Source organism: Paenibacillus sp. FSL H3-0333 (genome assembly GCF_038002805.1).
Classification (GTDB): domain Bacteria; phylum Bacillota; class Bacilli; order Paenibacillales; family Paenibacillaceae; genus Paenibacillus_AQ; species Paenibacillus_AQ silagei.
Genome location: NZ_JBBODG010000001.1, coordinates 6,855,426 through 6,869,945, shown reverse-complemented (window position 1 = coordinate 6,869,945; position 14,520 = coordinate 6,855,426). Strand labels below are relative to the sequence as shown.

The 14,520-nt window shown below is 56.0% G+C and carries 10 protein-coding genes; all 10 read left to right on the top strand.

The window, feature by feature from the left end; translation table 11 throughout:
• Positions 1–197 precede the first annotated feature (197 nt).
• The 10 genes from hydE (at position 198) to hydF (MHH78_RS29920) (ending at position 14,427) form a co-directional block, all read left to right on the top strand.
• Positions 198–1,265, top strand: coding sequence for a [FeFe] hydrogenase H-cluster radical SAM maturase HydE (gene hydE / locus MHH78_RS29965; protein WP_341169819.1), 1,068 nt, complete (start codon positions 198–200; stop codon positions 1,263–1,265).
• Positions 1,266–1,368: 103 nt separating this feature from the next.
• Positions 1,369–2,361: a 2-oxoacid:acceptor oxidoreductase family protein gene (locus tag MHH78_RS29960; protein WP_341169818.1), complete on the top strand. Its 993-nt coding sequence runs from the start codon at positions 1,369–1,371 to the stop codon at positions 2,359–2,361.
• Positions 2,362–2,382: 21 nt separating this feature from the next.
• Positions 2,383–4,671 (top strand): thiamine pyrophosphate-dependent enzyme, encoded by a 2,289-nt coding sequence (locus MHH78_RS29955; protein ID WP_341169817.1) that lies wholly within the window; start codon positions 2,383–2,385, stop codon positions 4,669–4,671.
• A 159-nt stretch (positions 4,672–4,830) separates the two neighbouring features.
• Complete coding sequence (gene nuoE / locus MHH78_RS29950) at positions 4,831–5,328, top strand: NADH-quinone oxidoreductase subunit NuoE (protein ID WP_036727578.1); 498 nt, start codon at positions 4,831–4,833, stop codon at positions 5,326–5,328.
• Between the two features lie 38 nt (positions 5,329–5,366).
• Positions 5,367–7,244 (top strand): NADH-quinone oxidoreductase subunit NuoF, encoded by a 1,878-nt coding sequence (gene nuoF / locus MHH78_RS29945; protein ID WP_341169816.1) that lies wholly within the window; start codon positions 5,367–5,369, stop codon positions 7,242–7,244.
• Between the two features lie 17 nt (positions 7,245–7,261).
• Positions 7,262–8,998: an NADH-dependent [FeFe] hydrogenase, group A6 gene (locus tag MHH78_RS29940; protein ID WP_341169815.1), complete on the top strand. Its 1,737-nt coding sequence runs from the start codon at positions 7,262–7,264 to the stop codon at positions 8,996–8,998.
• A 47-nt stretch (positions 8,999–9,045) separates the two neighbouring features.
• Complete coding sequence (gene hydG, locus MHH78_RS29935) at positions 9,046–10,470, top strand: [FeFe] hydrogenase H-cluster radical SAM maturase HydG (RefSeq protein ID WP_341169814.1); 1,425 nt, start codon at positions 9,046–9,048, stop codon at positions 10,468–10,470.
• Positions 10,471–10,497: 27 nt separating this feature from the next.
• Complete coding sequence (hydF, locus tag MHH78_RS29930) at positions 10,498–11,688, top strand: [FeFe] hydrogenase H-cluster maturation GTPase HydF (protein WP_341169813.1); 1,191 nt, start codon at positions 10,498–10,500, stop codon at positions 11,686–11,688.
• 14 nt (positions 11,689–11,702) lie between these two features.
• Positions 11,703–13,115, top strand: a complete 1,413-nt coding sequence (locus MHH78_RS29925; protein ID WP_341169812.1) for an aspartate ammonia-lyase — start codon at positions 11,703–11,705, stop codon at positions 13,113–13,115.
• Positions 13,116–13,158: 43 nt separating this feature from the next.
• The gene (gene hydF / locus MHH78_RS29920; RefSeq protein WP_341169811.1) at positions 13,159–14,427 is read left to right on the top strand and encodes a [FeFe] hydrogenase H-cluster maturation GTPase HydF; all 1,269 of its coding nucleotides are present in this window, start codon (positions 13,159–13,161) and stop codon (positions 14,425–14,427) included.
• The last annotated feature ends 93 nt before the right edge of the window (positions 14,428–14,520 follow it).

The window sequence follows — 14,520 nt, the reverse complement described above, 5'->3', positions numbered from 1 at the left end:
TGGGTTACAGCAACTGGGAAACAATTCGCAGAATATACACAAAAAGCAGAAATAAAGCCGATTAACACCGTCATGTAACTATGACCCCCTGCATAGTCTAGAGTAATTCGTTAAGCAAGAGCTTGTTTAGCCTGAGAAAAGGCGGAAACAACCAGCTTTATCGTTGGGCGGGGCCTGCGGGATGGAGGAAATATCAGATGGAGAGATTGCTGGACAAATTAGTTGAGCGCCATGAGCTGGATAAGGAGGAGATTATCTGCTTACTGCAGCATCTCACCGCTGAGCGCAAGGACAGGTTATTCCATCTGGCGGTACAGACGCGGAAGCTGCATTATGGTGAAAGCGTTTTTTTAAGAGGCTTAATTGAATTCTCCAGCTTCTGCAAGCAGGATTGCCTGTACTGCGGTCTGCGCCGGTCGAATCCTTCGGCAGAGCGCTACCGTCTGACGGAGGAGGAAATTTTGGAGTCTGCAGAAGCGGGCTATAGTCTCGGATATCGATCGTTTGTCCTGCAGAGCGGAGAGGATTACTACTTCACGGAGGCCCGGCTGATCCGCATAGTCAAGAGCATGAAGCTCCGTTTTCCCGAGGCGGCAATCACATTGTCCATAGGGGAGCGCAGCGAAGCCTTTTACCGTGCACTGTTTGATGCAGGGGCTGACCGGTACCTGCTCCGGCATGAGACAGCCTCACGCTCCCTGTACCAGTCATTGCATCCGGGAATGTCCTATGATCACCGGGTGAGCTGCCTGCATACGCTCAAGGATATTGGTTATCAGGTTGGAGCGGGCTTCATGGTGGGTCTTCCCGGCCAGACCTGTGAGCACCTGGCAGAGGATCTCCTGTTTCTGAAGGAGCTCCAGCCGGAGATGATCGGCATCGGCCCGTTCATCCCGCATAGCGCAACGCCGCTTAAGGATGCGCGGGGCGGAACGGTAGAGGACACGCTCGTAATGATTGCTATGGCCAGACTGCTTGTCCCGGAGGCGCTGATACCTGCTACCACGGCCATGGGGACGCTTGATCCAGTCGGCAGGGAGAAGGCGCTTGGGGCAGGCTGCAATGTAGTGATGCCCATTCTGTCCCCGCTCGGTGTCCGCAGGAAATATGCCCTGTATGAGAACAAAATCTGTATGGGTGACGAGGCATCTCTGTGCAGGAGCTGTCTTGAGATGAGAATCGCAGCCGCTGGCTATCGGATTGACCTCAGCAGAGGGGATCACTGCAGCTTCACCGGCAGAGCAGGGGGAGAACCAAGAAGGTAAGGGATTATTTCAATCTAGTAAGTGAATAAATTCACGATTCATGAACTAGAGTTTAAAAGCACGTTCTTCCGTAAGGCTCACCAAACTTCAAGGAGGAAATCCAATGTCAACGTTGCCACAAAAGAATGCGCTTGGCTTTTATGAAATCCGTCTGGAATCTATTGGCGGACTGGGCGCCAACCTGGCAGGCAAGATGCTTGCCGAGACCGGCGCGCTTGAGCTCGGCTTCAATGCAGCGAACTTCTCGTCTTACGGCTCGGAGAAAAAAGGGACCCCGATCAAAACCTTTGTCCGCTTCTGCGACCCGGAGGTGGAGATCAGGGATCATAGTCCCATTGAGGAGCCCCATCTGATCGCGGTTTTTCACGAAGCCCTGTACAGAACCGTTAACGTGGTCAGCGGACTGCAGCCGGAGGGTGTGGTTCTGGTTAACACTACACGGGACTTCGATGAGGTCCGGACAGACCTGAAGCTTGAATACGGGACGGTTGCTCTGGTGGATGCCATGGGAATTGCTGTTGAGGAGCAGACGAAAGTCAATACATCGATGCTCGGTGCGATGTTCCGTATCTGTGAATTCCTTGATCCGGAGGCAATGCGTAAGGTCATCCGCCGTACCTTCGAGAAGAAATATCCGCACCTGGTGGAGCCCAACATCCGCACCTTCGACCGCGGCTATAACGAAGTGAGATTTAAGACCTACGAGGTGCCCGCAGGGACCGTGGCCGCTCCCTTCAAGCGCACACAATCTCTGCTCGGCTATGAGACACAGGTGCCGGGCGGCGTCATTCTGGCTCAGGGCAACAGCACCCAGAAGGATCTGAGCGGCTCGCGTTCCGGTGTCCTGCCGGTACTGGACATCGATTCATGTATCAGCTGCGCGGCCTGCGACAGTGTGTGCCCGGACAACTGTTTTGTCTGGGAGGAAGGCGAGGATAAGCGCGGACGGCCGCAGCAGACCCTGCTTGGCATCGACTATCACTACTGCAAAGGCTGCCTGAAATGCATCGATGTCTGCCCGACGGAGGCGCTGACCAGTATCCGTGAAGAGGTCGGGTTTGCCGAAGAGCACCGCGTTCCGCAGGTATTCAAGTAAATGGACAGGGAGGATACAACAATGGCGGTTAGTGAGAATACAGAGGCACAGGCCGTACCTGCCGAGCAGGTGACCTGCTTCGAATCAGGGAATGAAATGGCGGCTACGGCAGCGGCTCAGATCAACTATCATATCATGGGTTATTTTCCGATTACGCCTTCCACCGAGGTGGCCCAGTATCTGGACCAGATGAAAGCCCGCGGCCAGCACGATATTCAGCTGATCGCTGCAGACGGGGAGCATGGCTCTGCCGGGATATGCTACGGTGCGGCTATGGCCGGTGCACGCGTGATCAATGCTACCAGCTCGCAAGGCTTCCTGTATATGCTGGAGCAGCTGCCTACCCAGTCCGGGACGAGGTTCCCGATGGTACTGAACCTGGTTACCCGTGCAGTGAGCGGACCGCTGGATATCCGCGGGGACCACTCCGATTTGTATTATGGCCTGAATACAGGCTGGGTGATCCTGACAGCCAGCACCCCCCAGGCTGTATATGATATGAACATCATGGCTCTCAGAATTGCCGAACATGCGGAGGTACGCCTGCCTGTTATCGTCGCCTATGACGGCTTCTTCACCTCCCACCAGAAACGCAAGGTCCAATACTTCAAGGAGAACGAGGCGGTACAGAATTTCGTGGGCCCGAACCCGAATCATAATTATCCGAATGTGTCCGATCCTGCCCATCCGGTGACCATAGGTGCGCATATGGGCGGCGATGACCTGCTGAATAACCACTATCAGCTGTCGCTGGCGCTGGATAAAGCGGGCGAGGTCTATGCGGAGGTTGCGCGGGAATATGCCGCCTTGTCGGGGCGTGAACATCAAGTGCTGGACCTGTACCGGATGGACGATGCTGAAGTGGCGTTGTTCCTGCTGAACTCCGCCGGGGAATCCGCCAAGGATACCGTTGACGCGCTGCGGGCCAAGGGCATCAAGGCGGGTCTGGTCCGCCCCAATATCATTCGTCCGTTCCCGGCGGACCAGCTGCGCCAGGCGCTGAAGAACGTCAAGGCGCTGCTGGTCGGTGAACGCGCGGATTCGTACGGTGCCAAGGGCGGGAACCTGACCCATGAGATCCGCTCAGCGCTGCAGGTGGACCCTGATAACCAGACGATTATCCTCTCCCGTATTTTTGGCCTGGGGGGCAAGGACTTCTATGCGGATGATGCGGAAGCCTTCTTCCAGCTGGCTATGGATGCAGCAGCTAAAGGTTATGCCGAGATCCCCTTTGACTATCATGGTTATTACCCCGGCGACCCCAAGAACGCCCTTGCTCCGGTCAGTGAGCCGCTGTATGGGGAGGCTTACAAGAGCGGCCTTATTGAAGTGACGCCAGGCGAAGACGGCCGGCTGAAGGTGAAGCTGCCTCCGCTCCGGCAGCTGACCGCCAAGCCGCACCGGCTGGCCCCCGGACATGGCGCCTGTCCCGGATGCGGGGCGCTATCCGCACTGGAGCTGTTCTTCAAGGGAATCGAAGGCGATATGGTGGTCCTGTTCCAGACGGGCTGTGCTTATGTTGTGACAGCCAGCTATCCTTACTCCTCCCATAACCAGACCTTCGTACACAATCTGTTCCAGAACGGTGCAGCTACTCTCGCGGGTATGGTGGATGCCTTCTATGAATTGAAACGGCGCGGCGAGATTCAGATCAGTGATGATGTCACCTTCGTGATGGTATCCGGTGACGGCGGCATGGATATCGGGATGGGGGCTACCGTAGGGGCGGCGCTCCGCAACCACAAAATGATCATTCTTGAATACGATAACGAGGGCTATATGAACACCGGTTCCCAGCTGTCCTATTCCACGCCTGTAGGCCACATGACCAGTACCTCCGGAGTGGGCAAAACGCAGAAGGGGAAAAAAGGGCATCACAAGGATACAGCACAAATACTCGCGGCCTGCAACATCCCTTATGTATTCACCGGTGCCGAATCCAATCCCCAGGATCTGCTGCAGAAGGCAGCCAAGGCCCAGTGGTATGCGAATAACGTCGGCACTGCCTACGGGAAGCTGCTCTGTGCCTGCCCGCTGAACTGGAAGACTCCTGACCATAGCGGCCATGACCTGGTGAAGGCGGCTGTGGATTCCTGCTTCTTCCCGCTGTATGAAATTGAGCAGGGCATCACCAGCATCACCTACAATCCGGAGCTGAAGGGCAAGCGTATTCCGGCAGTAGATTGGCTGAAGGGAATGGGCAAAACCAAGCATCTGCTCAAGGATGAAGAGCTGCTCCACAGCTTCGAGACCGAAATTGAGCGCCGCTGGAGCCGGCTGAAGCTCAAGCATGAAAGCTCGCTGCTCTAGTAAGGAGTGAGATGAGGCCGGCTGAAATACAGATGTTGGCCTCATCCTGTTCAATTGAAAATAATTCTCAATACAGTATATACAGATTGCAGCAAAAAATGTTCGATTCCTGATCACCTTGCATAACTTTTTAGCTAAGTAAGCGGAGGGGGCGATAATATGGAACAACAAGTTAGCAGCTGCGGGAACGCAGCTGAAGCAGATGAGAAGCTGATGAAGGTCCAGACCGCGATTGCACAGTTCAAAATGATCAAAGGGGCTCTCATTCCTGTGCTCCATGAAATTCAGGATATCTACGGCTATCTGCCGGAGCACGTGCTCCAGATAGTGTCTGCCGAGCTTAACCTGCCGATGAGTGAAATCTATGGTGTGGCCTCGTTCTATCATTTCTTTTCGCTCACCCCCAAAGGGGAGCATGTGGTTCATGTGTGTCTCGGGACGGCGTGCTATATCAAGGGGGCACAGGGCGTTCTTGACCGTCTCAGCACAGAGCTTAAAGTGCCTGTACAAGGAACGACAGAGGACAACAAGTTCACACTTGAAGCCACGCGCTGCCTGGGGGCCTGCGGCCTTGCACCGGTCATGACGATCGGCGAGAAGGTTCATGGACGGCTCGCACCTAACAATATTCCGAAAATTCTGAAGGAATACAATTGACATCCTGCGCCTGTGGCGCAGCGACAGGAGGGAAGGGCATGAAGCTTCTAACGGATCTTGAAGCGATCAGAACACTTACGCAAGGCCGTCTGGACAACCGGAGAATTACCAGGGAATCACCGGATTCCATCAAGTATCGATCCGTAATGGTATGCGGCGGGACGGGGTGCACCTCGTCAGATTCCAACCAGATCATCGCCAGGCTGAATCAGGAAATAGCGGGCCACGGCATTCAGGAGCAGGTGGAGGTCGTGCGCACCGGCTGCTTCGGCTTATGCGAGCTCGGGCCGGTCGTCATTGTCTATCCGGAAGGGATATTCTACAGCCGGGTGGAGGTTCAGGATATTCCGAAGCTGGTGGAGGCGCATCTGCTCCACGGCAAACCGTATGAGAAGAAAATCTATGAGAAGACCAGGCAGAACGGTGAAATCCTGAACTTCGAGGAAACCGAGTTCTACAAGAAGCAGGTGCGGATCGCCTTGCACAACTGTGGAGTCATTGACCCGGAGAATATTGATGAATACATCGGCAGTGAAGGCTACCAGGCGCTCGGCAAGGTGCTGAAGACGATGAGCCGCCAGGAGGTTATTGAGACGATGAAGCAGTCCGGTCTGCGGGGACGCGGGGGCGGCGGATTCAATACAGGCCTGAAGTGGGAATTTGCTGCGAAGCAGGAGGCAGAGCAGAAGTATGTCATCTGCAATGCGGATGAAGGAGACCCGGGAGCGTTCATGGACCGCTCGATCCTCGAAGGCAATCCGCATTCTGTCATTGAGGCGATGGCGATTGCCGGCTATGCCATTGGCTCTAACCAGGGCTTCATCTATGTCCGCGCAGAATATCCCATCGCGGTTCAGCGGTTTATGAGAGCGCTTGATCAGGCCCGCGAATATGGTCTGCTCGGCGACAATATCCTTGGCACCGGCTTCGGCTTCAGCATTGAGGTGCGGCTTGGCGCCGGAGCCTTTGTCTGCGGAGAAGAAACGGCATTGATCCATTCCATTGAAGGACACCGGGGGATGCCGACACCCAAACCGCCTTTTCCGGCTGTTCAGGGGTTATGGGGGCAGCCTACGATCATTAACAATGTGGAGACCCTGGCGAATGTTGCCCAGATTATGCTAAGAGGCGCCCCTTGGTATGCAAGCATCGGGACCGAGAAGTCAAAAGGCACCAAAGTCTTCGCGCTGGGCGGGAAAGTGGTGAATACCGGTCTCGTTGAGGTTCCTATGGGAATTACCCTGCGCGAGGTTATTTTTGAGATTGGCGGCGGGATTCCGGGGGGCAAGAAATTCAAGGCTGTACAGACCGGCGGACCTTCCGGCGGCTGTCTGACCGAGGAGCATCTGGACTGCACCATTGATTTCGATACGCTGACCAGCCTGGGCTCGATGATGGGCTCCGGGGGCATGATCATCATGGATGAAGACACCTGCATGGTTGACGTAGCCAGATTCTACCTGGATTTCACGCGCGATGAGTCGTGCGGGAAATGTACGCCCTGCCGCATCGGCACCAAACGCCTGCTGGAGCTGCTGGATAAGATTACGGAAGGCAAAGGCAGCCTGGAGGATCTGGAGAAGCTGGAGAATCTCTCGGCGCAGATCAAGAATGCCTCCCTGTGTGCGTTAGGACAGACCGCTCCGAATCCGGTATTGTCCACCATCAAGTATTTCCGCGAAGAGTACCTGGCCCATATTGAAGGCCACAAATGTCCGGCCGGTGTCTGTAAATCGCTGATCGCTTATGAGATTGATCCGGAGCTGTGCCGGGGCTGCAGCCTCTGCGCCAAAAAGTGTCCGGCAGATGCGATTTCCGGCGAAATGAAGGAGCCGTTTGTCATCGACACGGCTGTCTGCATCAAGTGCGGTGTCTGCTTCGATGTATGCAAGTTCAAGGCCGTAGCGATAGTCTGACGAGGGGAGGGATCACTTTGGATACGGTTAAAATTATGATTGACGGGTTGGAGACAGAAGTCGCCAAAGGGACGACCGTGCTTGAAGCCGCGCGCAGTCAGGGCATTGATATTCCGACTCTGTGTTATTTGAAAGGGCTCAACCATTCGTCCAGCTGCCGGGTATGTGTGGTTGAGGTAGGTCCGCGGCTCATTGCCTCCTGTACGCTGATTGCAGAGGAAGGCATGAAGATCCGGACGAACACCCGCAAGGTGCGCGATGCCCGCAAGGCTTCAGTGGAGCTGCTGCTGTCCGACCATAATCAGGAATGTCTCAGCTGCTCCCGCAGCGGCAGCTGTGAGCTGCAGGATGTCTCCAGTATGCTGAATATCCGCAGAGTGACTTACACCGGCGAGAAATCGAGCCAGGAGAAGGATTATACCTCCCCGTCCATCGTGCGCGATGCCTCGAAATGCATCCTGTGCGGCCGCTGTGTCGGGGCTTGCGGAACCATGCAGACGGTGGGGGCGATCGGCTTCGCGAAGCGCGGCTTCGATACGGTAATCTCAACCGCGTTCGGCCGTCCGCTGGCCGAATCTACCTGCGTCCACTGCGGCCAGTGCATTATGGCTTGCCCGGTAGGGGCACTTACGGAGCACGAGAACATTGATGATGTGTGGCATGATCTCGCAGACCAAGGCAAAGTTGTCGTTGTCCAGACAGCGCCTGCGGTACGTGTGGGCCTGGGAGAAGAATTCGGCCTGCCGGTGGGAACCCGGGTGACGGGCAAAATGGTCGCAGCGCTGCGCAGGCTTGGATTTGATAAAGTGTTCGATGCGAACTTTGGCGCCGATCTCACCATCATGGAAGAAGGGATAGAGCTGCTCTCCCGCCTCCGCAGCGGAGAGAACCTGCCGCTGATGACGTCCTGCTGCCCCGGCTGGGTGAAATTTATGGAGCATAACTTCCCTGACAAGCTGAGTAACCTGTCTACCTGCAAATCCCCGCATGAAATGGAAGGTTCGATGGTGAAGTCCTTCTTCGCCAAGAAAGCCGGCATAGACCCCAAGAATATGGTCGTCGTCTCCATTATGCCTTGTACGGCCAAGAAGTTCGAAGGCGCGCGCGAAGAGCTGTCGAGTGAAGGGCTGCAGGATGTCGATTGGGTCCTCACGACGCGCGAGCTGGCATCCATGATCAAGGAGGCCGGTATAGACTTTGTGAACCTGAAGGATGAGGCCTTCGATAATCCGATCGGCAAGGGCTCAGGTGCCGCAGTTATATTCGGTGCAACTGGTGGGGTAGCAGAAGCAGCACTCCGTACCGTGTTCGAAATTACCTCAGGGAAGGAGCTGGCTACGATTGAATACACAGCGGTCCGGGGAATGGACGGGATCAAGGAGAATGTGATTGAGCTGCCTGACGGGCAGAAGATCCGCACGGCTGTTGTTCATGGTCTGGGCAATGCCCGCAGGCTGATGGAAGCGATGGAAGCCGGGGAGAAAAGCTATGAGTTCGTAGAGGTCATGGCCTGTCCCGGCGGCTGTATTGCGGGCGGAGGCCAGCCGATTCTGGACGCGGGCACAGCCGCACGGATTGACATTAAGGCAGAGCGTGCCAAAGCAATCTATTCGGAAGACGAGGCGCAGACGGTTCGTAAATCGCATAACAATCCTTTTATTAAAGCGCTGTATGAAGAATTCCTGGGAGAGCCTAACAGCCATCTGGCACATGAGCTGCTGCACACCCATTATAAGGCCCGTTCCAGGGTATAAGCAGTTGTCCCTATATTCAGCCACATATTCAAGAGGAGGTGACGAGGTTGCGGAAGGGCTGGGAAGCGGCGGATTTTATCAATGATGAAGAAATTCTTGTAAGTCTGGCAGAAGCGAAGATTAAGGCCGGAGATGAGGCTTATGTCCAATCGATTCTGGAAAAAGCGGAAGCCTGCAAGGGGCTTACCCACCGGGAGGCAGCTGTGCTTCTGGAGGTTACAGATCCGGAGGTACTAAGCAGCATTAACCGCGCTGCCAAGGTGATTAAAGAGAAAATTTACGGTAACCGCATTGTATTATTCGCTCCCTTATATATAAGCAACTACTGCGTCAATAATTGCGACTACTGCGGATACAAGCACACTAACAAGGATTTCCTGCGGCGGAAGCTGAGCCAGGAGGACCTGGCGGCTGAGGTCCGTGTGCTTCAGGAGCTGGGGCACAAGCGTCTTGTGGTGGAGGCCGGAGAAGATCCGGTGAACTGTGACATTGACTATGTGGTGGAAGCCATCCGGACGATCTATTCCGTCAAGGTCGGCAACGGCAGCATCCGCCGGGTGAACATTAATATTGCTGCAACCACCGTAGAGGATTACACGAAGCTCAGGGATGCCGAGATCGGAACGTATATTTTATTCCAGGAGACCTATCACCGGCCCACCTATGCAGCCATGCATCCCCAGGGTCCCAAAAGCGATTATGATTGGCACACTACGGCTATGGACCGCGCGCAGACAGGGGGGATTGACGATGTGGGCATAGGCGTGCTTTACGGCCTGTATGACCATAAATACGATACCGTCGCCATGCTGATGCATGCCGAGCATCTGGAGGAGCGGTTTGGTGTGGGTCCGCACACGGTGTCTGTTCCCCGGCTGCGTGAGGCGGAGAATGTAAATCTGGATATCTATCCGCATCTGGTGAAGGACGAGGATTTCAAGAAGCTAGTGGCCGTCCTGCGCCTGGCCGTTCCTTACGCCGGAATGATTCTCTCCACCCGGGAAGAGCCTTCCTTCCGTGACGAGGTCATCAAGCTGGGAATTTCCCAGGTGAGTGCGGGCTCCTGTACCGGGGTCGGGGGCTACATGGAGAATAAGCAGAGGGCCGAAGGGCAGCCGGGCGAGAAGCCTCAGTTCGAGGTCAGTGATCACCGTTCACCGGAGGAGATTATCCGCGGACTGTGCCAGGACGGATACGTACCCAGCTATTGTACCGCCTGCTACCGGGAAGGCCGGACCGGCGACCGCTTCATGCGGCTGGCCAAATCCGGGCAGATCCATAATATATGCCAGCCCAATTCCCTGCTGACCTTCAAAGAATATCTGCTGGATTATGCGGACGATACGACTCGTCATCTGGGGGAAGAGATCATCCGCAAGGGGCTTGAGGATATTCCGAAAGAAGCGGCGAGAAAGGCTACAGTCGACCGGCTCCAGCGCATAGAGAAGGGTGAACGGGATTTGCACTTCTAAAAATCGCATGTTGAGGAGAGAATTGTTATGCAGTTTACACCACAATCCAACAAAATGCATATCGCTGTTTTTGGAAGAAGAAATTCAGGAAAATCCAGTCTGGTCAACGCGCTCACAGAAAAATCAGCCCTGCTGGTCAGCGATGAGCCGGGAACGACAACAGAGCCGATCTTTCAGTATCTGACGATGAAGAATCTGGGCACCTCGATCATCGTGGATACCGCCGGAATTGATGACGCTGACCTCTTCCGGGTGCAGAAGACACGGGAGGTTATGGATCTGACCGATCTTGGAATCATGATTTTCTCGGATGAGGCCGGTGACTATAAGCTGGAGAAGGAATGGGTCCGGGAAATGGAGAAACGGAATATCCCGGTCATCGGGGTCATCGCCAAGACCGACGACCACTATACAGACATTGATTCCTTAAAAGCAGCATTGACGATCCCCTTCGTGAAGCTAAGCGTGAAGCGGAACACCAACCTTGGCAGCCTGCGCTTTGCCATGAGCGACCTTGCCCCCGCCGAATTTGAGCGGAACAGCATCGTAGGCGACCTCGTGAACCTGGGGGATCTGGTCGTAATGGTGCTGCCTGAGCTGATCCCTGCGCCGAAATACCGGCTGGTGGCCTCACAGCAGCAGATTCTCCGCGATCTGCTTGATCATCACGCGATAGCATTGTCTGTTACTGAAAAAGAGCTGCCGGAGCTGCTCGCGGGCCTGAACCGTCTGCCGAATCTGGTCATCACCGATTCGCAGGTGTTCGACAGAGTGAACGAGATTATACCCGCGAGCGTACCTTTGACCACGTTTGCGATTCTGATGGCGCGGTTTAAGGGGGATCTGGACACCTTTGTAGCCGGAGCGGGGATGATCTCCACCCTGAAGCCCGGTGACAAGGTTCTGCTGTCGGAGGCCTGTATCCATCACCCGCATAACGGGGAAATTGACCGTATGCTGGTGAAGACCAGACTGGAGGAGAGCGCTGGAGGCAGACTGGAGATTACAACCAGTGTGGGACCCGACTTCCCTGATGATATCTCCGGGTATAAGCTGATCGTGCACTGTGGAGGCTGTATCTTCAACCGCAAGCAGCTGATGATGCGGCTGCGCAGCTCGGGAGTGCAGAACGTGCCGATTACCAACTATGGCATTGCTTTTGCCTACTTCCGCGGCATACTGCCGCGTGTGCTGGAAATCCTGGAAGTTAAGGCTTGAGGCAGGTTGCCCCGATGGAGAATCTGCGGAACTCTTCTCGTATGGAGCAGGATGCACTGGGAACCAGAGCTGTGCCTGAGTCAGCGTACTATGGTATTCACACCTTGCGGGCCATGGATAACTTTGCGGTCAGCGGCAGAACGGTTAATGCCCATCTGCTGCAAGGCATGATTACCGTGAAGAAGGCTGCGGCGCTGGCCCATCTGAAGCTGGATACCTATCCGTCAGCGATAGCCCTGGCGATTGTGCAGGCCTGTGATGAACTCCTGGCGGGTGCTTACAGTGAACAATTCACGGTAGATGCCCTGCAGGGCGGTGCCGGGACATCCACCAATATGAATGTGAACGAGGTCATCGCCAATCGTGCCATTGAGCTGCTGGGCGGGGAGCGGGGCGACTATTCACAGGTGCATCCGCTGGATCATGTCAACTGCTGCCAGTCCACCAACGATGTCTATCCCACCGCCCTGAGAATTGCTGCAATCGGGCGGGTCCGGGCCCTTAGTCAAGCCTTTGCAGCCCTGCAGGAAGCTCTGCAGGAGAAGGAAAAGGCATTCGCGGATGTACTCAAGCTGGGCCGGACCGAGCTGATGGATGCCTTGCCGATGATGGCCGGGCAGGGCTTCGGGGCTTATGCCAAAGCGGTGGCCAGGGACCGCTGGCGGCTGTATAAAGTCGAGGAGCGGCTCCGGGAGATTAACATTGGGGGCACGGCGATCGGAACAGGGCTCAATGCCCCGGTGAAATATACGTTCCTGATGACCGATATTCTGCAGGAGTTGACCGGCTACGGCCTGGCCCGCAGTGAATTCCCGATGGACCCTACGCAGAATATGGATGTCTTCGCTGAAGTATCCGGACTGCTGAAGGCGGCTTCTATTAATCTTATGAAAATATCAGGGGATCTGCGGCTGCTGGCCAGCGGGCCGGCGGGAGGCCTGGGGGAGCTTGAGCTTCCGGCGGTGCAGGCAGGCTCCTCGATTATGCCGGGGAAGGTCAATCCGGTCATGGCCGAGCTGGCCGGGCTTGTGGCGATGCGGGTTATTGCCAATGACACCGCTGTGACGCTGGCGGCTGCGGGCGGCCAGCTGGAGCTGAATGCATTCATGCCGCTGATTGCGGATTCATTCCTGGAGTCGCTGGAGATTCTGGCAAATGCCGTGAACCTGTTCGAAGAGCGCTGTGTGCGGGGGATCCGTATCTGTGAGCAGCGTTGTCAGGAGCAGGTGATGAATTCCTCTGTGCTGGCTGCGGCGCTGATCCATCACCTCGGGTACGAGAAGAGCGCGGAGCTTGCCAAGCAGGCCAGCCGGGAAGGCCGGACGGTGCAGCAGGTGCTTGTTGAGGCGCAGCTGCTTCCGGAGGAAGAGATTGCCCGGATCCTGAATCCCTGCCAAGTGACCCGGCCGGGTGTACCCGGCTATTGATTTCGGACCCGTGCTAACTGCTATTGGGGAAGGAGAGAGCCGTATGAGTCTGAATCATACGCCCCGTTCGAACCGGCTGCATATCGCCATATTCGGAAGGAGCAACGCCGGGAAATCAAGCCTGATCAACGCGATCACAGGGCAGGATGCTGCGGTGGTGTCACCTGTTAAAGGAACAACAACCGACCCGGTGTATAAAGCGATGGAGCTGCTTCCGCTCGGACCGGTTGTATTCATAGATACCGCAGGCCTGGATGAGACAGGAGAGCTGGGCGAGTTGCGGAAGCAGAAGACGGCTCAGGTTCTTCATAAAACCGATATCGCCCTGATCGCCGTAGATGCTGCCTGCGGTGTGCTCCCGCTGGACCGGGAGCTTGCCGGGACCGTCCGCAGCAGGGGGATTCCGGCAATAGGGGTACTGAATAAAACAGATGTATTAGCGGCAGGCGGGCCTTCGCAGGAGGAGGAGCTTGCCGCTCTGGTCACCTGCACAGAGCAGGAGCTGGGCATGAAGGTGATTCCAGTGTCTGCGCTGAAGCGGGACGGGATACCTGAGCTGATGAAGGCGATCGGCGCCTCTGTACCGGAAGCCGGGGATAAGTTCCGCATCATCGGGGATCTGGTCTCTCCGGGCGATCTGGTTGTACTCGTGGTTCCGGTTGATCAGGCAGCGCCCAAAGGCAGGCTGATTCTCCCGCAGCAGCAGACTATCCGTGATCTGCTGGAGAGCGATGCCATTGCCGTGGTAACCAAGGAATTCGAGCTGAAGGAAACGCTGGAGAGTCTCGGCAAGAAGCCGCGTCTGGTGGTGACCGATTCACAGGTATTCCTGAAGGCGGCCGCTGATACACCCCGGGATATTCCGCTGACTTCATTCTCGATCCTGTTTGCCCGGCAGAAGGGCAATCTCGAAGAGCTGGTGAGAGGTGCGCGCGCCATCGACAGGTTGCAGGATGGGGACCGGGTGCTGATTGCCGAGGCCTGCACCCATCACAGCCAGGCTGATGATATCGGCACGGTGAAGCTTCCGCGCTGGCTCCGCCAGGCCACCGGCAAGCAGCTGGAATTCGGGTTCGCCAGCGGTATGAGCTTCCCGGATAATCTGGAGGACTACGCCCTTATCGTTCACTGCGGCGGATGCATGCTCAGCCGCAGAGGGATGCTCTGGCGGATGGAGCAGGCTCTGGATGCCGGAATACCCATCGTCAATTACGGGGTTGCAATCGCTTATGTGCAGGGGATTCTGGAGCGGGCGGTCTCACCTTTTCCGCTGGCCCGGATGGCCTGGGAGGAGAGTATGCCGCAGGAATGATTGTGGTATTGCAGCAGGAAAATAGAATAAGGGTGCCTTGCCGCCGGTTCAGTGAACCGGAAGGAGGGCACCCTTTGTGCTGCTGCGGGATGG